The sequence below is a fragment of the Streptomyces sp. NPDC051555 genome, from assembly GCF_044454405.1.
Lineage (GTDB): Bacteria > Actinomycetota > Actinomycetes > Streptomycetales > Streptomycetaceae > Streptomyces.
Window position 1 is genome coordinate 237,166 of record NZ_JBITDP010000004.1, and the last position, 23,595, is coordinate 260,760.

Consider the following 23,595-nt stretch of genomic DNA (forward strand, 5'->3'; position numbering starts at 1 on the left):
CGTTTTTCTTCTCCGGTCCCCCGGACCCGAGGGTGCGGGGAACGCGCAGGTCATCCCCGCTGGGCCCAGATGTTGGTCCCCGGAGTCGAGACCGCGAAGGAATCGATCTCCTTCAGCTCCTCCTCCGAGAGCGGCGCCGCCGCCAGCGCGGCCACGTTCTCGTCGAGCTGCTGCACGCTGGACGCCCCGATCAGCGCCGAGGTCATCCGCTCGTCGCGCAGCACCCAGTTCAGCGCCAGCTGCGACAGCGACTGCCCGCGCCGGGCCGCGATGTCGTTCAGGCCGTTCAGGCGCCGGACCACGTCCTGCGAGAGCAGGTCCGGGTTCAGGGACTTGCCCTGCGTGGCCCGCGAGCCCTCCGGGATGCCCTTGAGGTACTTGCCGGTCAGCAGGCCCTGGGCCAGCGGCGCGAAGGAGATGCAGCCCATGCCGGCCTCCTCCAGCGTGTCCAGCAGCCCGTCCTCCTCCGTCCAGCGGTTGATCATGGAGTACGAGGGCTGGTGGATCAGCGGTCGTACGCCGAGGTCGCGCAGGATCCGCACCGCCTCGGCCGTCTGCGCCGCCGTGTAGGAGGAGACGCCGACGTACAGCGCCTTGCCCTGCTGGACCGCGGACGCGAGGGCGCCCATGGTCTCCTCCAGCGGGGTGTGCGGGTCGAAGCGGTGCGAGTAGAAGATGTCGACGTAGTCCACGCCCATCCGCTTCAGGGACGCGTCGAGGGAGCCGAGCAGGTACTTGCGGCTGCCCCACTCCCCGTAGGGGCCGGCGTGCATCAGGTAGCCGGCCTTGGTGGAGAGGACCAGCTCCTCGCGGTGGGACGCGAAGTCCTGGGCGAAGATCTTGCCGAAGTTCAGCTCGGCGGAGCCGGGGGGCGGGCCGTAGTTGTTGGCCAGGTCGAAGTGGGTCACGCCGAGGTCGAAGGCCCGCCGCAGGATCGCGCGCTGGTTCCCCAGGGACGCGTCGTCCCCGAAGTTGTGCCAGAGGCCGAGGGAGATCTCGGGGAGCTTCAGGCCGCTGCGGCCCGAGCGGCGGTAGTTCATGGAGTCGTAGCGCGAAGGCTCTGCCCGATAGGGATTGGTATCAGTCACGTTGTCCTGCCTATCACGGACCTGTGACAGACCGAGTTGGGTGAGGCCCCCGCAAGCGCAGTAATGTTGCGGCCTTGAGGGGGGACCGCAATTCGCACGGGGGCATTGCACGGAGGGGCTGGAAGATCGTGAATCTGCGCGACCTGGTGTACAGGCTCTACGCACGCCGGGTGGAAGGCCGCATCGACCATGACGCGGCGCCCAAGCACATCGGCGTCATCCTGGACGGCAACCGGCGCTGGGCCAAGGCCTCCGGGGGCACCACGGAACAGGGCCACCAGGCCGGGGCCGAGAAGATCTCCGAGCTGCTCGGCTGGTGCGACGAGTCGGACGTCGAGGTCGTGACCCTGTGGATGCTCTCCACGGACAACCTCGACCGACCCGAGAACGAGCTCGGCCCGCTGCTGACGATCATCGAGAACACCGTGCGGGGCCTCGCCGCGGACGGCCGCTGGCGCGTCCATCACGTCGGGAACATGGACCTGCTGCCCTCCCGCACGCAGTCCGTGCTCAAGGAGGCCGAGCAGGCCACCCTCGACCGCGGCGGAATACTGGTCAACGTCGCGGTCGGCTACGGCGGCCGCCAGGAGATCGCGGACGCGGTGCGCTCGCTGCTCCTGGAGCACGCCTCGAAGGGCACCTCCTTCGAGGAGCTGGCCGAGATCCTCGACATCGACCACATCGCCGAGCACCTCTACACCCGGGGCCAGCCCGACCCGGACCTCGTGATCCGCACCAGCGGTGAACAGCGGCTCTCCGGCTTCATGCTCTGGCAGAGCGCCCACTCCGAGTACTACTTCTGCGAAGTGTTCTGGCCGGCCTTCCGCAAGGTGGACTTCCTGCGGGCGCTGCGCGACTACGCGGCACGTCACCGGCGTTACGGGACCTGATCCCCGACCGCTCCCCACCCCGCCGTGACACCGGGCCCCGGACTCCGTCCGGGGCCCGGTGCGCGTTCCCGCCCCACCCCCGCACACCCGGCCCGCGGCCTTCACCAGGGATTCACCGAGCGTCCGTCATATGCCGTGGCATGGCAGTGGGTGTTCGAGGGCATACCCCATGCAGGTCGACGCCCGGTCCACGGGTGTCGAGTCTCAGCGGGCGGCACAGGGCCGTCCGCCCGGGAGGCCCTTTGCACCAGGACGCGCGTGCGGTTCGCACGGACGGATTGGAGGGCCGGTGCTCGGCCCTGGCACGGGGGCCGATGACCGGTCCGGTCTTCATGGCCCGACCTCTTCCGAGGGGGTACGTCCTTCCGTGGTGACCAGCACAAAGCGCCGCCTGCCCGACAGGCGGACCTACGTCCTCGACACCAGCGTCCTGCTGGCAGACCCCAACGCGATCTCCCGCTTCGACGAGCACGAGGTCGTGCTCCCGATCGTGGTGATCACCGAGTTGGAGGCCAAGCGGCACCATCCCGAACTCGGCTACTTCGCCCGGCAGGCGCTGCGCCTGCTCGACGACTTCCGCGTTCGCTACGGTCGCCTCGACGCCCCCATCCCGCTGGGCGATCTCGGCGGCACCCTGCGTGTCGAGCTCAACCACTCCGATCCGGGCATCCTGCCCGCGGGCTTCAGGTTGGGGGACAACGATTCGCGGATCCTCGCGGTCGCCCGCAACCTCCAGGCCGAGGGGTACGACGTCACGGTCGTGTCGAAGGATCTCCCGCTGCGCATCAAGGCCTCCTCCGTGGGGTTGATCGCCGAGGAGTACCGGGCGGAACTCGCCATCACCGATGCCGGGTGGACCGGCATGAGCGAGATCGCCCTCTCCGGCGAGCAGGTGGACCTCCTCTACTCCGAGGACCGGCTGTACGTCCCCGAGGCGGCGGAACTGCCCGTGCACACCGGGTTGGTCATCCAGTCCGAGCGCGGCAAGGCGCTGGGCCGGGTCACCGCCGACGGCAACGTGCGGCTCGTGAAGGGCGACCGCGAAGCCTTCGGGCTGCACGGCCGCAGCGCCGAGCAGCGCATCGCGCTGGACCTGCTGCTCGACCCGGAGATCGGGATCATCTCCATGGGCGGCCGGGCCGGTACCGGCAAGTCCGCGCTCGCGCTCTGCGCGGGGCTGGAGGCGGTACTGGAGCGCCGGCAGCACCAGAAGGTGATGGTCTTCCGGCCGCTGTACGCGGTGGGCGGCCAGGACCTCGGCTACCTCCCCGGTGACGCCGCCGAGAAGATGAGCCCCTGGGCCCAGGCGGTGTTCGACACCCTCTCGGCGGTCGCCGGGCGGGACGTCATCGAGGAGGTGCTGGGCCGCGGGATGCTGGAGGTGCTGCCGCTCACGCACATCCGGGGACGCTCGCTGCACGACGCCTTCGTGATCGTGGACGAGGCCCAGTCGCTGGAACGCAACGTCCTGCTGACCGTGTTGTCCCGAATCGGGGCGAACAGTCGGGTCGTGCTGACCCATGACGTCGCCCAGCGGGACAACCTGCGGGTCGGCCGGTACGACGGAGTGGTGGCCGTGGTCGAGAAGTTGAAGGGCCATCCGCTCTTCGCCCACATCACGCTCTCCCGCTCCGAGCGTTCGCCCATCGCCGCTCTCGTGACGGAGATGCTCGAAACCCTCTGAAAGGACCCATAGCGGTACGGAAGTTGGCGCCGTCCGGCAAAGGCGAAAGAGCCTAGCCGGGCGGCGCGCCGCCGCACAGGGCTTCGTCGAAAACAACGGCGTCGCAGCAGGTGTGACCTTTCCCACGCAACGGAGAATTGCCTCGCGGCGTCGAGGTCCGGCAGAGTCTGGTCTCCGTAAGGCCCCGCATACGGCACACGTGTATCCCTCGTGGCTGCACAGCTCAGCAACAACTCCACAGACGACCGCCGTATGCCGCCCGCAAGCACCATGTGGCACTCCCGACGAGGGAGTTGCCCACGGGCCCGCGCCTCCCGTGACCACAGACCATGGAGGCCAGCGTCAGGGGCACTCCTGCGTCCCCGAGGTCACCGCCCGGACGCTGCTGGAAGGACACCGTGTGAGCCGCATCTCGGTCAGGGGATTCGCCGTGGCATCCGCCACCGCGGTCACCACCGTCGGCGCCGTCGTGGGTGTTGCCACAGGCGACCCCCAGAACTCGAACAACCTCGAGACGACCGCATCGGGAGCGACTCTCCTCGCAGACATCCCCGCGGGCGAGCAGGCCCGCGTGCAGAACGCCTCGCTGACGCAGCAGGCCGACGCCCTCTCGCACGCCGCCGACACCGACGCCAAGCGCTCCACCGAGGAAGCCGCGCGCGTCCAGGCCGCCAAGGACGCCAAGGACAAGAAGTCCGAGGCCGTGGCCAAGGAGAAGTCGGACGCCGAGGCGAAGGCGAAGAAGGAGCGCGACGAGAAGGAAGAGGTCGCCAGCCGTTCGGCGAGCCGTGACGCCTCTTCCTTCACCCCGAAGAGCTCCTACACGATCGCCGAGCTCAAGTCGATCGCGCGCCAGATCGTCCCGGCGTCGCAGTTCCAGTGCTTCTCGAACATCGTCGACGCCGAGTCCACCTGGAACTACCAGGCCGTCAACTCCAGCTCGGGTGCCTACGGTCTGGTCCAGGCCCTGCCCGGCTCGAAGATGAGCTCGGCCGGCTCCGACTGGCGCACCAACCCGGCCACGCAGATCCAGTGGGGCCTGAACTACATGAACGAGCGGTACAACAGCCCGTGTGCTGCCTGGTCCTTCCACCAGGCCAACGACTGGTACTAGGCCCCACCCCCTCGCTCGACCCCGAGGAGCCCCGCACCGTCCTACGGTGCGGGGCTCCTCGCGTGTACCGTCGTCGGGGTCGCGTTGGGACGGACGGGGGGAAAGGGACGACATGTCGAAGTGGGCAGCCTGGCTGGGCAGACTCGGAAGAGGGCTGAGCCAGGTCGAGGCGAAGCTGGACGAACGCCGGGCCGAGGTGGAGGCGGAGAACGCGGAACCGGCCCTCGCCGCGCCGGCGACCGCTCCCGGGCGCGCGGCCGCCCGGGGCGCCGGCGCGGAGGCGCCCGGGAATCCCGGCGCACCAGATCCGGCGGCGCGCCTGCGGCCCGACCCGGTGGCCGTGGTGCCCTGGGGGATGCGGGTGGCCGCGGAGGTCAGCTGGCGGCTGCTGCTGGTCGCCGGGATGCTCTGGGTCGTGATGAAGGTGATCAGCGAAGTCAGGCTCGTGGTGCTGGCCTTCGCCGCCGCCCTGCTCGTCACCGCGCTGCTCCAGCCCTTCGTGGTCCGGCTGCGCAGGCTGGGCCTGCCCCGCGGGCTCGCCACCGCCGTCACCGCCATCCTCGGCTTCGTGGTCATCGGACTGGTCGGCTGGTTCGTGGTGTGGCAGGTCATGGAGAACCTCGACCAGCTCTCCGCACGGGTCCGCGACGGCATCGAGGAGCTCAAGCGGTGGGCCCTCAACAGTCCGTTCCACGTGACCGAGCAGCAGATCAACGACATCGCCAAGAACCTCAGCGACACGATCGGCACCAACACCCAGGAGATCACCTCCGCCGGGCTCCAGGGCGTCACGGTGATGGTCGAGGTGCTGACGGGCATCCTGCTCGCCATGTTCTCCACCCTCTTCCTGCTGTACGACGGCAAGAAGATCTGGGAGTGGGTGCTCGGCCTGGTGCCCACCGCCGCGCGCGCCGGGGTCGCGGGCGCCGGCCCGCGCGCCTGGCGCACCCTGACCGCCTACGTGCGGGGCACGGTCATCGTGGCCCTCATCGACGCCATCTTCATCGGCCTGGGCCTATGGTTCCTCGACGTGACGATGGCCGTGCCGCTGGCCGTCTTCATCTTCCTGTTCGCCTTCATCCCGCTGGTCGGCGCGGTCATCTCGGGAGCCCTCGCGGTGGTCGTGGCGCTGGTGACCCAGGGTCCGTTCACGGGCCTGATGGTGCTGGCCGTCGTCCTGGCCGTGCAGCAGATCGAGGGGCACGTGCTCCAGCCCTTCATCCTGGGCCGGGCGGTACGGGTGCACCCGCTCGCGGTGGTGCTCTCGGTGGCCGCCGGTGGCATGATCGCCGGTATCGGGGGCGCCGTGGTCGCCGTACCGCTGGTGGCCGTCACCAACACGGTCGTCGGCTACCTGCGGGTGTATTCCAGGGAACAGGACGCGCAGTTCGGACCGGGCCCGCACGGGGCGACGGCCGTGGACCGGGCGGCGGTCGAACAGGGGGAGTAGCGCAGTGATATCCGAGCCCGAGGCCGACGCAGGCTGGACGACGACCGAGGTGACCGGGTCGGCCGACGGGCCACCGGGGTCGCCCGCGCAGGACCGCGCCGTGGACCTCGCCGGAGGCCCCGGCAGCGTCGGCCGGGGCGCCTCGCGGGGTGGCCGGTGGGTGTGGGCCCTGGGCGGGGCGGTCGTGGCCTCCGCGCTCTGGGCGGGCTCCCTCTACGCGCTGGGGGACCGGCTGGACGCGCCGCCGGTGGCCTACGCGCTGCCGGAGAAGCTGTGCGACGCGGTGACGGCCAAGGCGCTCACCGCCGCCGTCGGGGACCTGCGCAAGGACGCCCCGACGAGCATGAAGTCGGAGCACCCCGCGCTGGACTGGGGGATGTGCTCCTTGAGCACCGCGGAGCCCAACGACGGCAGCGGTACCAAGTACGGCAGCTTCAACGTGTGGGCGACCGTCCAGCTGCACAAGAAGACCGATCCCGAGCCGGAGTTCGACGTCGAGCACCCGTGGGAGCGGGGCGCCGTCTCGATGGAGCGGGCCGCCGTGCAGGACCTCGGCGAGCGCGCGGTGATGACCCCCGCGAACGACGGCATGGGCCCCGAGCTGAAGGTGCTGGACGGAGGCGCGGTGTTCGTCCTCACCCTCTCGCCCTTCGGCAACGATCCGCGGCAGGTCGGTGGGTCGGGCCGGGTCGACTACACCCCGATCGAGGCGGCGATGATCTCCGACATGCGCGACCTGATGGCGGCCATGAAGAAGTAGCCGCGAGCGGGCGCCCGCGCAAAGGGCCCCGCTGCCGTGGTGACGGCGGCGGGGCCCAGTGCGGTGCACGCGCGGGTGGCGCGGATCCGTGGGGTGTTACACGGTGGCGGTGGCCTCGGCGAGCGCGGCCTCGGCGTCGAGGGTGACCGCGACGGCCTGGATCACCGAGGCGACCTTGAAGGCCTCCTGCACCGTCTCGCGGTCGACGCCGGCCTTGCGCAGGACCTGCTCGTGCGAGTCCAGGCACTGGCCGCAGCCGTTGACCGCGGAGACCGCGAGCGACCACAGCTCGAAGTCGACCTTCTCGACGCCCGGGTTGCCGATGACGTTCATCCGCAGGCCCGCGCGCAGCGTGCCGTACTCCGGGTCGGAGAGCAGGTGGCGGGTGCGGTAGAAGACGTTGTTCATCGCCATGATCGCGGCGGCGGACTTGGCCGCGGTGTAGGCCTCCGCGGACAGGTTCGCCTTGGCCTCCGGCTCCAGCTCACGCAGGACGCGCGGGGAGCGGGCGGCGATCGCGCAGGCCAGGACGGTGCCCCAGAGCTGCTGCTGCGAGAGCTTGTCCTGATTGCCGATGACCGAACCGAGGTTCAGCTTCAGGTCCTTGGCGAAGTCGGGGACGGCCGACTTCAGCGTGTCGAGGGACACGGGTCACTCACCGGCCAGCAGCGCGCCGGCGTCGAGGGTGCCCTCGCCCTTGTTCCAGTTGCAGGGGCACAGCTCGTCGGTCTGCAGGGCGTCGAGGACCCGCAGGACCTCCTTGGGGTTACGGCCCACGGAACCGGCGGTCACCATCGTGAACTGGATCTCGTTGTTCGGGTCGACGATGAAGACGGCGCGCTGGGCGAAGCCGTCCTCGCCCTGGACGCCGCAGTCGCGCATCAGCTCGTGCTTGGAGTCGGCCAGCATCGGGAAGGGCAGGTCACGCAGGTCGGCGTGGTCCTTGCGCCAGGCGTGGTGGACGAACTCGGAGTCGCCGGAGACGCCGAGGAGCTGGGCGTCGCGGTCGAGGAACTCGTCGTTCAGCTTGCCGAAGGCGGCGATCTCGGTCGGGCAGACGAAGGTGAAGTCCTTCGGCCAGAAGAACACCACGCGCCACTTGCCTTCGTAGGCCTTGTGGTCGATCTGGGCGAACTCGCTACCGGCCTCCAGGGAGACACAAGCGGTCAGATCGTACGAGGGGAACTTGTCACCGACAGTGAGCACGCGCACTCCAAGCGGATGGGAAAGTGGCCTTTTTGGGGGCTTTCCGAGGGGGTTGGACGGATCTCACATGCTGGCACACCTGGATTGATTACAGAAATAGCTACTCTTGTGGTGGGTGATCGGAGGTACCTATCAGTGGCTACCAGTAAGAGTGGAATGAAGGGCGCCGTGTCGGCCCCTGCCAAGAGCGGCGCGAAGTCCGGCGCGAAGGGTGGCTCGAAACAGCCCACGCTGGCCCAGCTGCGCGCCTTCGCGGTCGTCGCGGAGCACCTGCACTTCCGGGACGCGGCCGCCGCCGTCGGGATGAGCCAGCCCGCCCTGTCCGGCGCCGTCTCCGCGCTGGAGGAGGCCGTCGGCGTACAGCTCCTGGAGCGCACCACCCGCAAGGTGCTGCTCTCCCCGGCGGGCGAGCGGATCGCCGCCCGCGCGAAGGTGGTCCTGGAGTCCATGGCCGCGCTGATGGAGGAGGCCGAGGCGGTACGGGCCCCCTTCACCGGAGTGCTGCGGCTCGGGGTGATCCCCACCGTCGCCCCCTACCTGCTGCCGACCGTCCTCGGGCTCTTCCAGCGGCGCTACCCGCTGATGGACCTCCAGGTGCACGAGGAACAGACCTCCTCGCTGCTGGAGGGGCTCACCGGCGGGCGCCTCGACCTGCTGCTGCTCGCGGTGCCGCTCGGGGTGCCCGGGGTCACCGAAGTCCCGGTCTTCGACGAGGACTTCGTGCTGTTGGTCCCGCGCGAACACCCGCTCGCGGGGCGCCGGGACATCCCGCGCGAGGCGCTGCGCGGGCTCCAACTGCTGCTGCTCGACGAGGGGCACTGCCTGCGGGACCAGGCCCTGGACATCTGCCGCGAGGCCGGGCGCGGCGAGGGCGCGGACGTCACCACGACCGCCGCCGGGCTCTCCACCCTCGTCCAACTCGTCGCGGGCGGACTGGGCGTCACCCTGCTGCCGCGCACCGCGCTGCGGCTGGAGACCACCCGCAACGAGTACCTCGCCACCGGGTACTTCGCCGAACCCGCGCCCTCGCGCCGGATCGCGCTGGCGATGCGGACGGGTACGGCCCGGGCACAGGAGTTCCGGGCCGTCGCGCAGTCGCTGCGGCACGCGGTGCGCCCGCTCCCGGTCTGGATCGCCGAGTAGGCCGCGGGCCGGCCGCCGGGCGCGAGTGCGGGTGTGGGCGCGGGTGCGGGCGCGGGGCCGCGGCGCTCACTCGGTCCGCAGGCCGTCCGGTCGCATCATCCGCAGCAGCGGCGGCAGGCTGAGCAACGTCACCAGGAGGACCAGGGCGCCGCCGGCCCCCACCATCGCCAGGACCACGTTCCACTCGATCAGCACGGGCAGCCCGGTCATCCGCAACAGGACCGAGCCCAGGGCCAGGCCCACGGCGCTGGCGAGGACCAGGGCCAGCGCGATCGGCAGGGCCGTCTGCCACAGCACCGACAGGCACAGCGTGCCGCGCGGGGTGCCGAAGGCGACCAGTGAGGACAACAGCCGCGCCCGTTCGCGCAGTTGCTCCAGCTGCGCCACCAGTAGGCTCAGCCCGATCAGTACCAGCACCAGCACGGATCCGATGTACAACCCGGCCCGGATGGCGTCGTACTGGCCGTTGGTCTTGGCGTACTGGAGCTGGTACGCCCGGGCGAGCGGGTCCGCCCGGTAGGTGGCCGTGCGGACGTTCTCCACCGCCTCCGGCACCGCCGGGTCGAGCAGGACGTACACGCTCGCGAAGACCTGCGCGTCGGCCACCGGCGGCGCGGCGGACGGGGTGGTCAGCAGGCCGGTGTTGAGGCCCCCGTCCGGGTCGGGGCGGCTCGCGACCTTCCGGAGGCCCTGGGGGACCGTCCACTCGACCGGCTTGCCGTCGTCCGGGTCTCCCGACACGGCGCCCGCGAAGAGCTTGGTGCCGCTCGTGGGCGCGATCTCGTACGTCTCTCCGTTCGGCTGCTGAGTCCCGGTCAGGGCGAAGGAGTCGCCCTCGGCGCAGGTCTGGATCACCGCGACCTCGCGCAGCGCGTCACAGGTGCCCACGGTGATCTGGACGCTCGACGCGTCGGCCGGCAGTTTGGTGGCGGCGCTGATCCTGGTCAGGGCGATGGCCTTGGTGACGCCTTCGGCCCGCGCGACCTTCGTGGCGATGTCCTCGATCCGCAGGTCGGAGCCGGGCTGGCGGTCCGCGGTCACCGCCATCTGGGCCCGCGCCGGGTCCACGCCGATGAGGGAGGTGTACACGGACTCGGTGCCGGCGAAGAGGATCTGCAGCGCGATGGCCCCGGCGACCGCGACCGCGACGCCGTTGACCAGCCGGGCCGCCGTACCGCTGGCGACCTGGAGGCGGCGTACGGCCAGCTGCCAGGAGACGGGGCCGCGGGACAGCCGGGAGACGCTCCGCTCGACCAGCCAGGGCAGCACGGCGGTGATGCCCACGAGCAGCAGGACGACGCCCGTGCCCACCTGGCCCTGGTTGAAGCGCGCCGGGTCGCCGGAGTTCCGGTTCGCCAGCGGCGCGAGGAGCGCGATCCCGCCGAGCGGCGGCAGCAGCCGCCACCAGATCCGGCGCTTGGCCGGGGGCGCGGCCCGTACGACGCCCAGCGGTTCGATGCCCACGCCGCGCAGGGTGAACAGGGTGACCGCGACCGAGAGCAGCGGTACGGCGACGGCGACGAGCGCCGCCAGCCAGGGGCTCGGGTCGAGATCGGCGGGGAAGACGCTGCGTCGCCCCAGTGCCCGGCTGCCGACCAACTGCCGCGAGACGAGGAAGAAGAGGACGCCGAGGCCCAGCCCGAGGACGGACCCGGCCAGCGCCTCGCCCGCGGCGATCCGGCGCACCATCCGGACGTCGGCGCCGACCAGGCGGAGCGCGGCGAGGCGGCGGTCGCGCTGCTCGCCGCCGAAGCGGATGGCGGCGGCGATGAAGACGGTGACCGGCATCAGCAGGGCGACGAAGGTCAGGACGACCATCAGGGCCAGGACCGGGTCGAGCGGGTCGCCTTCGTCGGCGGCGCCGAAGGCGTCGTAGCGCTGGACCTGCCCGTAGCGGGCGCCGCTGGTGCGCAGGTCGTCGGTGCCCGCGTAGAAGAACAGCTCGCCGGGGCCGACCAGGCCCGCATCGCCGATCAGGGTGAAGGACTTGGCCCCGAAGCGCTCGCGGAGCTGCTGCCCGTCGGCGGACTTCAGTAGCGCGTCCAGGGCCGGGGAGACGGCGAATTCGTCCGGGCGGGGGAACCGGGAGAGGCCGGGCGGGGCGGGGGCGTCCGGCCCCTCGGCCTGGATGCGGAACCCCTCGATGGACTTGTGGTGGTACTCCTGGGAGGCCCGCGCGATCAGGAAGGTCTCCGGGCGGGGGTGCTCGGGGCCGGTCAGCGACATGTTCGTGCGGACGTCACCGCGGTCGGTACGGGCGGTCAGCGCGCTCGGCAGCGCGGCCGTGACCAGCAGCAGGGCGACGCCGAGCCCGACGCCGACCCCGGTGAGCAGCGTGCGGGTCCAGCCCTGGCGGCCGCCGTTCAGTGCGAACCGGGCGCCCATGAGGAGGTCGCGGGTCCAGCCCTGCGCAGCGGTCATACGATGCGCTCCATGTCCTGCGTCCTGCCGTCCCGCACGACGACCTCGCGGTCCGAGAACGCGGCGACCCGGGCCTCGTGCGTGACCAGGACGACCGCGGTGCTGGCGGCCCGCGCGGCTTCGGTGAGCAGCTGCATGACCAGTTCGCCGTTGAGCGTGTCCAGGGCGCCGGTGGGTTCGTCGGCGAAGACCACCCGAGGGCTGGTGACCAGGGCGCGGGCGATCGCGACGCGCTGGCCCTGGCCGCCGCTGGCCTCGCCGGGGCGCTGGGCGGCTATGTCCTCCACCTCCAGCCGGGTCATCCAGGCCAGGGCGGTGGCCTCGGCCTGCTTGCGCTTCACGCCGTTCAGGCGCAGCGGCAGGGCCACGTTCTCCAGGCAGGTCAGCTCCGGGACGAGCTGGCCGAACTGGAAGACGAAGCCGAACTCGCTGCGGCGCAGGGCGCTGCGCTGGGCGTCGTTCATGGCGGACAGCTCGCGTCCGGCGTAGGTGATGGTCCCCGCGTCGGGCGCGACGATCCCGGCCAGGCAGTGCAGCAGCGTCGACTTGCCGGAGCCGGAGGGCCCCATGACGGCGACGACCTCGCCGGGGTGGATGGAGAACTCGGCCCCGATCAGGGCGGTGTTGGAGCCGTAGGACTTGTGCAGACCCTCGGCGCCGAGCAGCGAACCGTCGGGGATCACGGGCGCACCTCGTGGCTGAGCTGGTCCAGGCGGGCCGCGGTCAGCTCCAGCCAGCGCAGGTCGGCCTCCAGGTGGAAGAGGGCGTGGTCGCAGATCAGTTGGGCGGCGAGGTCGCCCTTGCGCTTGCGGTTGGTCAGCAGGCGCATCGTGCGCAGGTGCTCGGCGCGCTGGGTGTCGAGGAGCTGTTCGGCGCTGCGGCCGGTGAGCAGGGCCAGTACGACCTTGGCGTAGAGGGTCGACTGGAGGTAGGACTCGGGCTTCTCCGGGGATCCCAGCCAGACCTCGACGTCGGTGATCCCGGCGTCCGTGATGGTGTACCGCTTGCGCTCCGGACCGTCGCCGCTCTCGACGCCGTCGACCTCGACGAGGCCGTTCTCCAGCAGCCGGGTCATGGTCGCGTGGACCTCACCGTAGGCGAGCGGCCGCCCCTGGCCGAACTTCTCGTCGAAGGCGCGCTTGAGGTCGTAGCCGTCGCGCGGCCCGGCCTCCAGGAGGCCGAGCAGTGTGTGACCTATGGACATGGCCCGACTCTACCTACGGCGCATACGCCGTACGCATACGAGGTGCGCGGGGCCGGGAGCCGGTGCGCGAACGCCCCCGGCCCGGTGGGGCGGGGCGTTCGCGCGGGTTCCCTATTCGGGAGCCGCCTTCGGGGGGCGGCCGCGGCGGGGCATGGGGCCCGGTGCGGAGGGGAGCCGGCCGGACTCGGCGAGCGCGCGGCGGAGCAGGAACTCGATCTGGGCGTTGGCGCTGCGCAGTTCGTCCCCGGCCCAGCGGGCGAGGGCGTCGTACACCTGCGGGTCGAGCCGCAGCAGCACCTGCTTGCGGGCCGCGCGCCGGGCCGGGCCGGGGGCCGCCGCGGTGCGGTCGTCCTCGCCGGCCCCCTCGGGGGCCGGCGGCTCGCCGCCCGCCCTCACTGGTAGAGGGTTCCGGTGTTCACGACGGGCTGGGCCGCGCGGTCCCCGCAGAGCACCACCATGAGGTTGGAGACCATGGCGGCCTTGCGGTCCGGGTCGAGGTCCACGACGTCCTCCTCCTGCAGGCGGGTCAGGGCCAGCTCGACCATACCCACGGCGCCCTCGACGATCAGGCGACGGGCCGCGACGACCGCGCCGGCCTGCTGGCGCTGGAGCATGGCCGAGGCGATCTCGGGTGCGTAGGCGAGGTGTGTGAAGCGGGACTCGATGATGTGGACGCCGGCCGCCTCGACCCGGGCGTGCAGCTCGACCGCGAGCTTCTCGGTGATCTCCTCGGCGTTGCCGCGCAGGGAGAGGCCGCCCTCTTCGTGGGCGTCGTAGGGGTACTCGATCGCGATGTGGCGGACGGCGGCCTCGGTCTGGGTCTCGACGAACTCGGTGAAGTCGTCGACCTCGAAGAGGGCCCGCGCGGTGTCCTCCACCTTCCAGACGACGACCGCGGCCAGCTCGATCGGGTTGCCGTAGGCGTCGTTGACCTTCAGGACGGCCGTCTCGTGGTTGCGCACGCGGGTGGAGATCTTGTCGCGGGAGGTCAGCGGGTTGACCCAGCGCAGGCCGTCGGTGCGGATCGTGCCCCGGTAGCGGCCGAAGAGCTGGACCACGCGGGCCTCGCCCGGCGCGACCGTGTTGAGCCCGCACATCGCGTAGAGCGAGCCGAGGTTGACGACGATGCCGAAGGCGATCAGGCCCGCCTTGGCGCCCACGGCGGTGAGGACGGCGCCGGTCGCGATCAGGCCCGATCCGAGCAGCAGTCCCAGCAGTCCGAGCAGCAGGGCCAGCCCGCCGCCCACGCTCTTCGCGGTGAACTCCCGTACCTGTGGCGCCGGCATTTCAGTGGTCTTCGTCATGGTTCGCCCCGTTTCATTCATGAGGAGCCGGTCGGACTCCCTAGCAAAGTGATATCACTTTTTTGGCACACCGCAACTCTTCTGGTCTCCTAGGCGTCGGTTCTTAGGGCGCGGGTGCTGATTCTCACGTCCGAATTGACCGTAATTGATCAGGATTGTGCAGCCCTTGTCACAGCCTCCGGTGTTAGCTTTCTGAGCTGACGTCGGGGGTAATCGAGCGGAGCGGGAGCGATGGGCCGAGCAGAAGCGCGACGGGCGCAGCAGCAGCGCGGGACGCGGCGCGCGTCGCGCGGTCGCGCGTCGAAGAGCGACCGCGGCAAGAGCGGTGCGGGCACGGGCAAACGGACCGGCATACGCAGGTTCTTCACCTGGAAGAAGATCCTCGGCACCTTCTTCGGCCTGATCCTGCTCGGCATGGCGGCCCTGGTCGGCCTCTACTTCTACGTCGACGCGCCCAAGCCCAACGAAGAGGCGACGCTCCAGAGCAACGTCTACCAGTGGTCCGACGGCTCCGTCATGACCCGCACGGGCAAGTACAACCGCGAGATCCTGCCCTTCGACAAGGTTCCGGAGGACGTGCGCACCACGTTCATCGCGATCGAGAACAAGAACTTCTACCAGGACCAGGGCATCGACTTCAAGGGTCTGGTGCGCGGGTTCATCTCCACGGTGACCGGCAAGGGCAAGGCCGGTGGTTCGACGATCACGCAGCAGTACGTCAAGAACTACTACCTGAACCAGGACCAGACCGCGACGCGCAAGCTGAAGGAGATGGTGATCTCCCTCAAGACCGACCAGGACATGGACAAGAACCAGATCCTGGAGGGTTACATGAACACCAGCTACTTCGGTCGCGGTGCTTATGGGATCCAGGCCGCCGCCCAGGCGTACTACGGCGTCGACGCGCAGAAGCTCACCCTGGAGCAGGGCGCCTACCTCGCCGCCGTCCTGCAGGCCCCCAGCTCCTACGACTGGGCGACCGCGGGCCCCAACGGCAAGCGCCTCGTCATGATCCGCTTCAACGCGACCCTCGACAACATGGTCGGCATGGGCAAGCTGGACGAGGCCAAGCGCAAGACCCTGAAGTTCCAGGAGCCCATCAAGCCCAAGCCCACCCCCGGGCGCGAGGGCCAGAAGGGCTACCTGATGGAGGCCGCCGACGCCGAGCTCAACCGGCAGGGCGTCCCCAAGGCCGCGATCGACGCGGGCGGCTGGACGATCAAGCTCAACATCGACAAGAAGAAGCAGGCCGCCCTGGAGAAGGCCGTCAACGACGAGCTGGAATCCAAGCTGGAGCGCAAGAACACCGCGGAGCGCCCGGTCGACCAGAACGTCCAGGCGGGCGCCACCTCCGTCGACCCGAAGACCGGTGCGATCGTCGCCATGTACGGCGGCACCGGCCAGGCCGAGAAGTGGTCCAGCAACGCCCTGCGCACCGACTTCCAGCCCGGCTCGACCTTCAAGCCGGTCGTCCTCGCCACCGCCCTGCAGAACGGCGCCAAGACGCAGGCCGGCAAGCCGATCAACCCGAGCACCCTCTACGACGGCACCAGCGGCCGCCCGGTGGTCGGCAGCGACACTCCCTTCTCCCCGCAGAACCAGGACCAGGAGAACTACTGGGAGATCGGCCACGACGTCACCGTGCAGAGCGCGACCAACTCCTCGGTCAACTCGGTGTACGCGCAGATGACCGTCGACGCGAAGCCGCAGAAGGTCAAGGAGATGGGCCTCGCCCTCGGCATGCGGGACCGCGACGGCTGGCCCTCCGACAAGCCCGCCATGGCGCTCGGCACCATGAGCGCGAGCACCGTCGAGATGGCCGGCGTCTACGCGACCTTCGACCACCACGGCAAGAAGATCACCCCGTCGATCATCAAGAGCGCGCAGAACCACGCGCGCACCTACAAGCCGGTGGTCCCCGTCGGCGACCAGGTGATCGACACGTCCACCGCCGACACCGTCACCAAGGTGCTCAGCGGCGTGGTCAAGGACGGCTCGGGCAACAAGGTCTACAGCGACGCCTACGAGGCGGCGGGCAAGACCGGTACGACCGAGTCCAACGTCGCGGCCTGGTTCACCGGCTACACCCCGGAGCTGGTCACCGTCGTCGCGATGTTCGGTGAGGAGGCCGGTAGCGGCAAGCAGGTCACCCTGACCGGTACCGCCGGTGGTGGCCGCGCGGGCGGTTCCAGCTTCCCGGCCGCCATCTGGAAGGCCTACACGCTGGCCGCGCTCTCGGGCGTGGACACCAGCAAGTTCGAGCTCCCGGACGCGGACATGGGCACCCCGCCCCCGAGCCCCACCCCGTCCACCTCGGCCTCGACCAGCCGCACCCCGTCGCCGAGCACCAGCCGCTCCTCGTCCGGGTCGAGCAGCCCGAACCCGAGCAGTTCGAGCTCGCGCAGCTCCAGCCCTGACCCCGGCCACTCGTCGCCGGATCCGGGGCACTCGTCGCCGGACCCGGGGCACTCCTCGCCGGGCCCGACCCGTAGCCAGGGCTTCCCGCCCTTCCCGTAGGCGCCCGCGGGAACGCACGAAGACCGCCGCCCGGCAGCAGGAATGCTGCCGGGCGGCGGTCTTCGTGCGTTCGCCTTCACGGGGCGCCTTGGCGGGGCGCGCGCCCGGTCACTGCCGGTCGGGCGCCGCCCCCGGCAGTGCCAGCTCGAACCACACGACCTTTCCGCTGCTCAGCCGGGTGGCGCCCCAGCGCTTCGCCATCCGGTTGACGAGGAACAGCCCGCGGCCGCCCTCGTCGGTGTCCCGGGCCCGGCGCTGGCGCGGCAGCTGCGGGGAGTCGTCCCCGACCTCGCAGCGCAGTACGTCCGTACGCAGCAGGCGCAGCGTCACGGGCCGCTCGGCGTAGCGGACGGCGTTGGTGACCACCTCGCTCACCAGCAGCTCCAGGGAGTCGCTCAGCTCCTCCAGGCCCCAACGGGTCAGGGCGCGGCGGGCGAAGCGCCGGGCGCGGCCCGGAGCGGTCTCCTCCGGGTCCAGGAACCAGTACGCGACGTCGCTCGGGGCGATCCCGTCGAAGCGGGCCGCGAGCAGCGCGATGTCGTCGTCCCGGTCGCCCGGCCCGAGCATGTCCAGTACGTCGTCGCAGAGCGCTTCCAGCGGCGGCGGGTGGTCCAGGCCGGTGAGCTGCGCCGTCGTGGCGAGGCGCTCGCGCAGCTGCTCGATGCCGGTCCACACGTCGCGCAGCCGGGACTCGACCAGCCCGTCCGTGTACAGCAGCAGGGTGGCCCCGGCCGGCGCGTCCAGCTCGACGGCCTCGAAGTCGACGCCGCCGACGCCGATGGGGGCGCCGGGCGGCACCCGGAGCACCTCGGCGCGGCCGCCCAGGTGCAGCAGGACGGGCGGCGGGTGGCCGGCGTTGGCGATGGTGATCCGGTGCGAGACGGGGTCGTAGACCGCGTACAGGCAGGTCGCCATCCGGTCCGAGCCGAGCCGCTGGGCCTGCTCGTCCAGGTGGTGCAGCACCTCGGCGGGCGGCAGGTCCAGCTGCGCGAGGGTCTGCGCGGTGGTCCGCAGCTGGCCCATGATCGCGGCGGAGGTCATCGAGTGCCCCATGACGTCGCCGACGACCAGGGCGACCCGGCTGCCGGGCAGCGGTATCGCGTCGTACCAGTCCCCGCCGACCCGGGCCGTCTCGGCGGCCGGGAGGTAGCGGCTGGCGAGGCGGACCCCGGTGGGCTGCGGCAGGCTGTCCGGGAGCATGGTGCGCTGGAGCTCGTCGGCGATGTAGGCCTCGCGGCCGTACAGGACGGCCTTGTCGATGCCGAGCGCCGTGTGGGTGGCCAGCTGCGCGGCGACGAGCAGGTCGTTCTGCTCGAAGGCGGGCCGGTCCGGCGTGCGCAGGAAGACGGCGGCGCCGATGACGCGGCGCCGGCCCCGCAGCGGGGCCAGGATCGCCCGCTGGCCGCGCGGTACGGGGTGGTCCGCGCCCAGCAGCTCGGGCAGCGCGGCGCGCGCCGCGGCGGAGGACCCGAAGACGGGCCGCACCCCGCGCAGCACCTCGGCGAGGGCTCCGCCGGAGCGGATCTCGCACAGCTCGGCCGCGGGCAGGTCGCCCTGCGGGCCGACGAGCGCCAGCTGGCTGAAGTCCAGCTCGCCCCCGGCCCCGGTGACCGCGGAGAGGTCCAGTCCGGCGCCGATGGTGTCGCCGCCGCCGCGCAGGGCGTCGGTGAGGTCGTCGATCGGCCGCAGCCGGTCGGTCCGGCGCAGCCTCAGGACGACCGGGCCGATGGGGCGCTCGTCGCCGACGGGCAGCGGATCGCGCAGGTACACGAGGATCGCGTCGGAGAAGGTGGGCACGGTGGCCCGGCACAGACCGAGGACGATCTCGTCGAGGTCGATGCCGCGGGCGATCCGGCGGGTGGCGGCGCCGACGAAGCGGAGCCGGTCGCCCTCACGACGGGCGGCCCCCGGGTCCGGGACACCGGGTATGCCGCCGGGCTCACCTGTGGCGGCGCCCCCGGCACCCCAGCCGGGACCGGAAGCGGAACCCACTGCGGACGCGTCCGCCGGGCCGCCCGCGGCGGGCGCGGGCCAGGTGTCCGCGGCGGTCTCCGGCGCGGCGGCCGGACCGGTGGCGTCGGGGCGCTCCGGCGCTGCTCCCGCCGCGGCGGCGTTGTGGGCGGCGGCGGTGTCCCGGGAGGGCGTGGTCCCGCCGCGGCGGGCGGCCGGGATCGGGGCGGGCCGGTCGGTGTCGGAACCGGCATCGCAATCAGCACCGGAACCCGAAGCGGAGCCGGAGCCGGAACCGGAGGAAGAGGAACTGGAGTCGGAGGCGCCGCAACCGGCGGAGCCGGTGTCGGGCGGGCCGGGCCGGGTGTCCTGGGCGGCCGGGGCCGGGGTCTTGCCGTGGCCCGGGTCGTGACCCTGATCGTGGCCGCTGTCGTGGCCGCTGTCGTGGCCGCGGATGTCGCCCCGGTCGTCGGAGCGGGGACCGGATCCGCCGCCCACGCCGGAAGCGGTCGCACCGGAAGCTTCCGCACCCCGCCGTGCCGGGCGGGGCCCGGGCAGGTCGGAGCCGCCCGGCGCCGGTGTCGCGGCGGCCGCGGCAGGCTGCGGGCCCTCGTAAGAGGTGGGGTACTCCGTCACGCGTGGCATTCCGTCCGTTTGCGCTGGATGTGCGCTGCACTCAACTCGGTCAGTCGCGGTATACCCGCTCAGCGGCGGGGGCACCGTCGCCCGCGGCACCTCCCCCACACTTCGTCGGGGGGACCCCCGCTTCTCGTTACCTCTCGGTCTGCGTTGACCTCCGGTCAAGTCCCGCGCACAACACGTCAATTACGGGTGTACACCCTCGCATGAAGCCCTGTCTGCACGCTTGCGGAGGCTGATCCTACGTTTGGCACCCTGGGGCGCATCAAGGGTCTCATGAGGTCATATGCGCCGGGGTGCGGTCCCAGTCCTCGGGCAGTACCGGAACGTTCCAGCCCGGATCGGGCCGCCAGTTCTCCCAGCCGGCGGAGAACGGCGCCCCCCACTCCTCGATCAGTCGCACCGCCGCCCGCCCGGCTTCCCGCACCCGCTCGGCCGTCCCCTCGTCGATCAACCCGCAGCGCAGCGCCTGCGCGAACTCGTCCTCGTCCCGCCACGTCCAGGTGCGGTCGGGGTAGACGGAGATGTCGAGGAAGTGGTCCACGGAGTCGATGCCGCCGGACCATCGGGTCCTGGGCTCCTCAAGGTTCACGTACCAGCTCCGGAAACGCCAGCCATGGTCCCAGAACAGCCAGACCGACCACGGATCGCCGGGCCGGGCCAGCTTCAGCACGCCGGCGCCGAACCACCGCGAGCGGGCGGTGGTGCGCGGGGCGGTGTAGCGGGTGGCGAGCGGCTCGTCGTGCACCGAGGTCCCGTCGGCCAGCACCGGCTTGACGAGCTCGGTGTCCGGGGCCATCCACACGGCCAGCAGCTCGGGCGTGTCCTGGACGACCGTCACCGGACGGCAGATGTGGACCGGCCCGTCCGGGCCCGGGGCGTGGTCGCGGTAGCGCCACAGGACGTGCTCCCCGGGCGCCCAGCGCGGGCCCGTGGCGGCCTCGTACGCGCCCTGGTGCGCGTCGCCGTACGGGCGGCCGCTCGCATCGCCGCGGGCGCCCCCTCGGGCGTCACCGCGCGCCCCGCCGCCCCCGCGGCCTCCGGTACCTGTCATGCACAGATCTTAGGGCTGGGCCCCCCGCGCCCGCTGCGGTGCAGGTCACGGAGGGGTTCGGGGGCGGCATTCGACCGAAATCCAGCCCTCGCCCGAGGGGGCCGTGGGTGGGTCAGGGGTGGGTCATCCGCAGCACGTCAAGGGCCTCGTCGAGCTGCTCCAGGGTGAGCGAGCCGCCTTCGATGTAGCCGGACTCCAGCACGACCTCCCGGATCGTCCTGCGTTCCGCGAGCGCCTTTTTGGCGACCTTGGCCGCTTCCTCGTAGCCGATGTAGCGGTTCAGTGGGGTCACCACGGAGGGCGAGGACTCCGCGTACTCCCTGGCCCGGGCCGCGTTGGCGGTGATCCCGTCCACCGTGCGGTCGGCCAGCAGCCGGCTCGCGCTGCCCAGCAGTCGGATCGACTCCAGGAGGTTGCGGGCCATCACCGGGAGCATCACGTTCAGCTCGAAGTTGCCCGCCGCGCCGGCCACGGCGACCGTGGTGTCGTTTCCGGTCACTTGGGCGGCCACCATCAGGACGGCCTCGGCGACGACCGGATTGACCTTTCCGGGCATGATCGAAGAGCCTGGCTGGAGATCCGGGAGATTGATTTCGGCCAATCCGGTGCGCGGTCCCGAGGCCATCCAGCGCAGATCGTTGGCGATCTTCGTGAGTGAGACCGCGACGGTGCGGAGCATGCCCGAGGTCTCCACCAGCGCGTCCCGCGCGCCCTGGGCCTCGAAGTGGTTGCGGGCCTCGGTGAGCGGCAGCCCGGTCTCGGCGGCCACTTCGGCGATGACCGCGGCGGAGAATCCGGGCGGGGTGTTGATCCCGGTGCCGACCGCGGTGCCGCCCAGCGGCAGTTCGGCGAGCCGGGGGAGCGCCGCCCGGAGCCGCTCGACGCCGTAGCGCACCTGGGCCGCGTAGCCGCCGAACTCCTGTCCCAGCGTCACCGGGGTGGCGTCCATCAAATGGGTGCGTCCCGCCTTGACCACCCCGGCGAACTCGTCGGACTTGCGCTCCAGGGCGGCCGCGAGGTGCTCCAGGGCCGGGATCAGCTCGCCGGTGACGGCGCCGGTGGCGGCGATGTGGATCGACGACGGGAAGACGTCGTTGGAACTCTGCGAGGCGTTGACGTGGTCGTTGGGGTGCACCTCGCGACCCAGCCGCTCGGTGGCCAGGGTCGCGATCACCTCGTTGGCGTTCATGTTGGACGAGGTGCCGGACCCCGTCTGGAAGACGTCCACGGGGAAGTGCGCGTCCCAGCGTCCCTCGGCCACCTCGGCGGCGGCCGACCGGATGGCGTCGGCGACCTCCGGGTCGAGGACGCCCAACTCCGCGTTGACCTTCGCGGCCGCGGACTTGATCCGGGCGAGGGCGGCGATGTGCGCCCGCTCCAGGCGCTGCCCCGAGATGGGGAAGTTCTCCACGGCGCGCTGGGTCTGGGCCCGCCACTTGGCATCGGCGGGGACCAACACCTCGCCCATCGAATCGTGTTCTACGCGCAGCCCTGTGGCCTGCTGGTCTTCGGTCATGTTCGTGGCCTCCTCAAAAAGTTGAGCAATTGTCTTGTTCGAAGTGTTCCCAACTCCCCTACCGGCCAGTAAATACCGGGGGTAACACTGACACCGGGGAGACATCCATGGCCCGCACCACACCCAGGCTCAGATCTACCTTCGCCGCGGTCGCGGCGATCGCGGCCGCCCTCGGCGGCGTCACCGCCATCACCCCCATGGCCCAGGCGGCCACCGCCGCGGCGAGCGCCCTGTCGCCCGAACTGGAGGCGATCCGCGCCGCGGAGGCCACCAAGATCTACGGCGATCCCGCGATCCGTCCGCCGGCCGACCGCAGGACCGGGCTGATCTCACTGGGCGACAGCGAGATCTCGGGCGAGGGCGTCGGCAACTACGACCCCGCGACCAACACCTCGTCCAACCAGTGCCACCGCTCGCCGGACTCGGCCATCCACCGCACCGGCATCCCCGCCGACCTCACCTTCAACGTGGCCTGTTCCGGCGGCTACACCGGCAACATCCGGATCGGCGGCAGCAAGCAGTACGCCGACGAGCTGGTCCAGAGCGACAACCTCGCCATCAAGGCCCGCAACACCCGCATCAAGATGGTGCTGCTGGTCGCCGGGGCCAATGACGACCTCCAGTTCGGCCCCGTCATGACCGACTGCGTGACCCGTTGGGTGCTCAGCCAGGGCACCTGCGAGCCCAAGTACGGGCCGGGCTGGCAGGCCCGGGTGGACGGCCTGCGGCCCAAGGTCGAGTCGACGGTCGCCGACCTCAGGACCGTCATGCGGGACGCCGGTTACGCCGACACCGACTACAAGCTGGTCGTGATGGGCTACCCGAGCCCGATCGGCCCCGACTTCTACGACAACCCGAACTTCCCCGGCAAGCTCCCCGGAGGCTGCGCGGGCTACGACTCGGACGCCGCGTGGGGCCGCAACTACGCGGTGCCCACCTTCGAGAAGGGCATGCGCGCCGCCGCCCTCGCCTCCGGCGCCTACTACCTCGACAACTCGCGGCTCTTCAACGGCCACGAGGTCTGCATGGAGGACACCTGGGCCCGCGGCCTCTACCTGGACCTGGGCGACCACTTCCCGTGGGACGAGAACACCGCCCGGCAGTCCTTCCACCCGAACTACCGCGGCCACGGCGCCTTCGCGTCCTGTCTGACCCAGCTCTACGACTCCGGCCTGCGCGAGGCCTCCTGCGCCGACCCGGCGAGCACCGGCACCCCCGTCCTGCAGGCCGGGGCCTGGGACGACCTGTACAAGCCGCTCAAGAACGAGGCCAACGGCACCTGCGTCGACGCCAACGGCGGCTCCAGCGCCAACGGCACCGGGCTCCTCGGCTGGGACTGCCACGGCGGCCGCAACCAGGGCTGGTGGTACGACGCGCCCCGCAAGTCGCTGCACGTCGAACTGACCCAGGACCGCTGCCTGGACGCCCCCGGCGCCAACTACGGCGCGGGCACCGGCCTGATCATCTGGAACTGCCACGGCGGCGCGAACCAGCAGTTCGTCCGCAACGGCGCCACCATCCGCCCGCAGGCCGCCCCCGGCATGTGCCTCACCGTGGGCGCCGCCCACGAAGCCGTGCGCCTGCAGACCTGCACCGGCGCGACGAACCAGCGCTTCGCGTAACACCCGAATCGCCGGCACCCCGCACCGCCGACA

General features: G+C 71.3%; 19 protein-coding genes. 8 read left to right on the top strand and 11 right to left on the bottom strand.

What is annotated here, in order from left to right:
- Positions 1-50 precede the first annotated feature (50 nt).
- Entirely contained in the window at positions 51-1,088 is a 1,038-nt protein-coding gene (gene mgrA, locus ACIBEA_RS12215; protein ID WP_399259791.1) for an L-glyceraldehyde 3-phosphate reductase, read from the bottom strand.
- A gap of 128 nt (positions 1,089-1,216) precedes the next feature.
- Between mgrA and ACIBEA_RS12220 the strand changes: the two genes are divergently transcribed.
- The 5 genes from ACIBEA_RS12220 (at position 1,217) to ACIBEA_RS12240 (ending at position 6,986) form a co-directional block, all read left to right on the top strand.
- Positions 1,217-1,978, top strand: a complete 762-nt coding sequence (locus ACIBEA_RS12220; RefSeq protein WP_399259793.1) for an isoprenyl transferase — start codon at positions 1,217-1,219, stop codon at positions 1,976-1,978.
- Between the two features lie 367 nt (positions 1,979-2,345).
- On the top strand, positions 2,346-3,662 hold the full coding sequence (locus ACIBEA_RS12225) for a PhoH family protein (RefSeq protein WP_354379683.1): 1,317 nt from the start codon (positions 2,346-2,348) through the stop codon (positions 3,660-3,662).
- A gap of 400 nt (positions 3,663-4,062) precedes the next feature.
- Complete coding sequence (locus ACIBEA_RS12230) at positions 4,063-4,776, top strand: transglycosylase SLT domain-containing protein (RefSeq protein ID WP_399259795.1); 714 nt, start codon at positions 4,063-4,065, stop codon at positions 4,774-4,776.
- Between the two features lie 112 nt (positions 4,777-4,888).
- Positions 4,889-6,226 (top strand): AI-2E family transporter, encoded by a 1,338-nt coding sequence (locus ACIBEA_RS12235; RefSeq protein ID WP_399259797.1) that lies wholly within the window; start codon positions 4,889-4,891, stop codon positions 6,224-6,226.
- Positions 6,227-6,230: 4 nt separating this feature from the next.
- Positions 6,231-6,986 (top strand): hypothetical protein, encoded by a 756-nt coding sequence (locus ACIBEA_RS12240; RefSeq protein WP_399259799.1) that lies wholly within the window; start codon positions 6,231-6,233, stop codon positions 6,984-6,986.
- 96 nt (positions 6,987-7,082) lie between these two features.
- Here ACIBEA_RS12240 and ACIBEA_RS12245 read toward each other — a convergent pair whose 3' ends face one another.
- Together ACIBEA_RS12245 and ACIBEA_RS12250 are read right to left on the bottom strand one after the other, a co-directional pair.
- On the bottom strand, positions 7,083-7,634 hold the full coding sequence (locus ACIBEA_RS12245) for an alkyl hydroperoxide reductase (RefSeq protein WP_385782390.1): 552 nt from the start codon (positions 7,632-7,634) through the stop codon (positions 7,083-7,085).
- A 3-nt stretch (positions 7,635-7,637) separates the two neighbouring features.
- Entirely contained in the window at positions 7,638-8,192 is a 555-nt protein-coding gene (locus ACIBEA_RS12250; protein ID WP_399259802.1) for a peroxiredoxin, read from the bottom strand.
- 168 nt (positions 8,193-8,360) lie between these two features.
- Between ACIBEA_RS12250 and ACIBEA_RS12255 the strand changes: the two genes are divergently transcribed.
- Positions 8,361-9,335: a hydrogen peroxide-inducible genes activator gene (locus tag ACIBEA_RS12255; protein ID WP_399259804.1), complete on the top strand. Its 975-nt coding sequence runs from the start codon at positions 8,361-8,363 to the stop codon at positions 9,333-9,335.
- A gap of 66 nt (positions 9,336-9,401) precedes the next feature.
- On the opposite strand, the gene ACIBEA_RS12260 is transcribed toward ACIBEA_RS12255, so the two are convergent.
- From ACIBEA_RS12260 to ACIBEA_RS12280, 5 genes are all read right to left on the bottom strand, one after another.
- Positions 9,402-11,756 carry an FtsX-like permease family protein gene (locus ACIBEA_RS12260; RefSeq protein WP_399259806.1) on the bottom strand — a complete coding sequence of 785 codons (2,355 nt, stop codon included), beginning with the start codon at positions 11,754-11,756 and terminating at the stop codon, positions 9,402-9,404.
- The gene (locus tag ACIBEA_RS12265) at positions 11,753-12,439 is read right to left on the bottom strand and encodes an ABC transporter ATP-binding protein (protein WP_399259808.1); all 687 of its coding nucleotides are present in this window, start codon (positions 12,437-12,439) and stop codon (positions 11,753-11,755) included. Before ACIBEA_RS12265 ends, ACIBEA_RS12260 begins: the two co-directional genes overlap by 4 nt.
- The gene (locus ACIBEA_RS12270; RefSeq protein ID WP_399259810.1) at positions 12,436-12,960 is read right to left on the bottom strand and encodes a PadR family transcriptional regulator; all 525 of its coding nucleotides are present in this window, start codon (positions 12,958-12,960) and stop codon (positions 12,436-12,438) included. Before ACIBEA_RS12270 ends, ACIBEA_RS12265 begins: the two co-directional genes overlap by 4 nt.
- 111 nt (positions 12,961-13,071) lie before the next feature.
- Positions 13,072-13,356, bottom strand: coding sequence for a hypothetical protein (locus ACIBEA_RS12275; protein WP_399259812.1), 285 nt, complete (start codon positions 13,354-13,356; stop codon positions 13,072-13,074).
- Positions 13,353-14,264: an SPFH domain-containing protein gene (locus ACIBEA_RS12280; RefSeq protein WP_399259814.1), complete on the bottom strand. Its 912-nt coding sequence runs from the start codon at positions 14,262-14,264 to the stop codon at positions 13,353-13,355. The genes ACIBEA_RS12275 and ACIBEA_RS12280 overlap by 4 nt, the downstream gene beginning before the upstream one ends.
- Before the next feature lie 231 nt (positions 14,265-14,495).
- Between ACIBEA_RS12280 and ACIBEA_RS12285 the strand changes: the two genes are divergently transcribed.
- Complete coding sequence (locus tag ACIBEA_RS12285; RefSeq protein ID WP_399259816.1) at positions 14,496-16,781, top strand: transglycosylase domain-containing protein; 2,286 nt, start codon at positions 14,496-14,498, stop codon at positions 16,779-16,781.
- Positions 16,782-16,889: 108 nt separating this feature from the next.
- On the opposite strand, the gene ACIBEA_RS12290 is transcribed toward ACIBEA_RS12285, so the two are convergent.
- From ACIBEA_RS12290 to ACIBEA_RS12300, 3 genes are all read right to left on the bottom strand, one after another.
- Positions 16,890-18,773, bottom strand: coding sequence for a SpoIIE family protein phosphatase (locus tag ACIBEA_RS12290; RefSeq protein ID WP_399260141.1), 1,884 nt, complete (start codon positions 18,771-18,773; stop codon positions 16,890-16,892).
- An 871-nt stretch (positions 18,774-19,644) separates the two neighbouring features.
- Positions 19,645-20,424 (bottom strand): DUF402 domain-containing protein, encoded by a 780-nt coding sequence (locus ACIBEA_RS12295; protein ID WP_399259818.1) that lies wholly within the window; start codon positions 20,422-20,424, stop codon positions 19,645-19,647.
- A gap of 112 nt (positions 20,425-20,536) precedes the next feature.
- Positions 20,537-21,940, bottom strand: a complete 1,404-nt coding sequence (locus ACIBEA_RS12300) for a class II fumarate hydratase (protein WP_399259820.1) — start codon at positions 21,938-21,940, stop codon at positions 20,537-20,539.
- A 107-nt stretch (positions 21,941-22,047) separates the two neighbouring features.
- Here ACIBEA_RS12300 and ACIBEA_RS12305 point away from each other — a divergent pair, with 107 nt between their 5' ends.
- A complete protein-coding gene (locus tag ACIBEA_RS12305) occupies positions 22,048-23,562 on the top strand; it encodes a ricin-type beta-trefoil lectin domain protein (RefSeq protein ID WP_399259823.1) in 1,515 nt (504 codons plus the stop codon).
- Positions 23,563-23,595: the final 33 nt, after the last annotated feature.

Bases quoted from the DNA above. Each gene is read 5' to 3' on its own strand.
- ACIBEA_RS12235 (WP_399259797.1), top strand. From the start codon at position 4,889: ATGTCGAAGTGGGCAGCCTGGCTGGGCAGACTCGGAAGAGGGCTGAGC.
- ACIBEA_RS12260 (WP_399259806.1), bottom strand. From the start codon at position 11,756: ATGACCGCTGCGCAGGGCTGGACCCGCGACCTCCTCATGGGCGCCCGG.
- ACIBEA_RS12270 (WP_399259810.1), bottom strand. From the start codon at position 12,960: ATGTCCATAGGTCACACACTGCTCGGCCTCCTGGAGGCCGGGCCGCGC.
- ACIBEA_RS12280 (WP_399259814.1), bottom strand. From the start codon at position 14,264: ATGACGAAGACCACTGAAATGCCGGCGCCACAGGTACGGGAGTTCACC.
- ACIBEA_RS12285 (WP_399259816.1), top strand. From the start codon at position 14,496: ATGGGCCGAGCAGAAGCGCGACGGGCGCAGCAGCAGCGCGGGACGCGG.
- ACIBEA_RS12295 (WP_399259818.1), bottom strand. From the start codon at position 20,424: ATGACAGGTACCGGAGGCCGCGGGGGCGGCGGGGCGCGCGGTGACGCC.
- ACIBEA_RS12300 (WP_399259820.1), bottom strand. From the start codon at position 21,940: ATGACCGAAGACCAGCAGGCCACAGGGCTGCGCGTAGAACACGATTCG.
- ACIBEA_RS12305 (WP_399259823.1), top strand. From the start codon at position 22,048: ATGGCCCGCACCACACCCAGGCTCAGATCTACCTTCGCCGCGGTCGCG.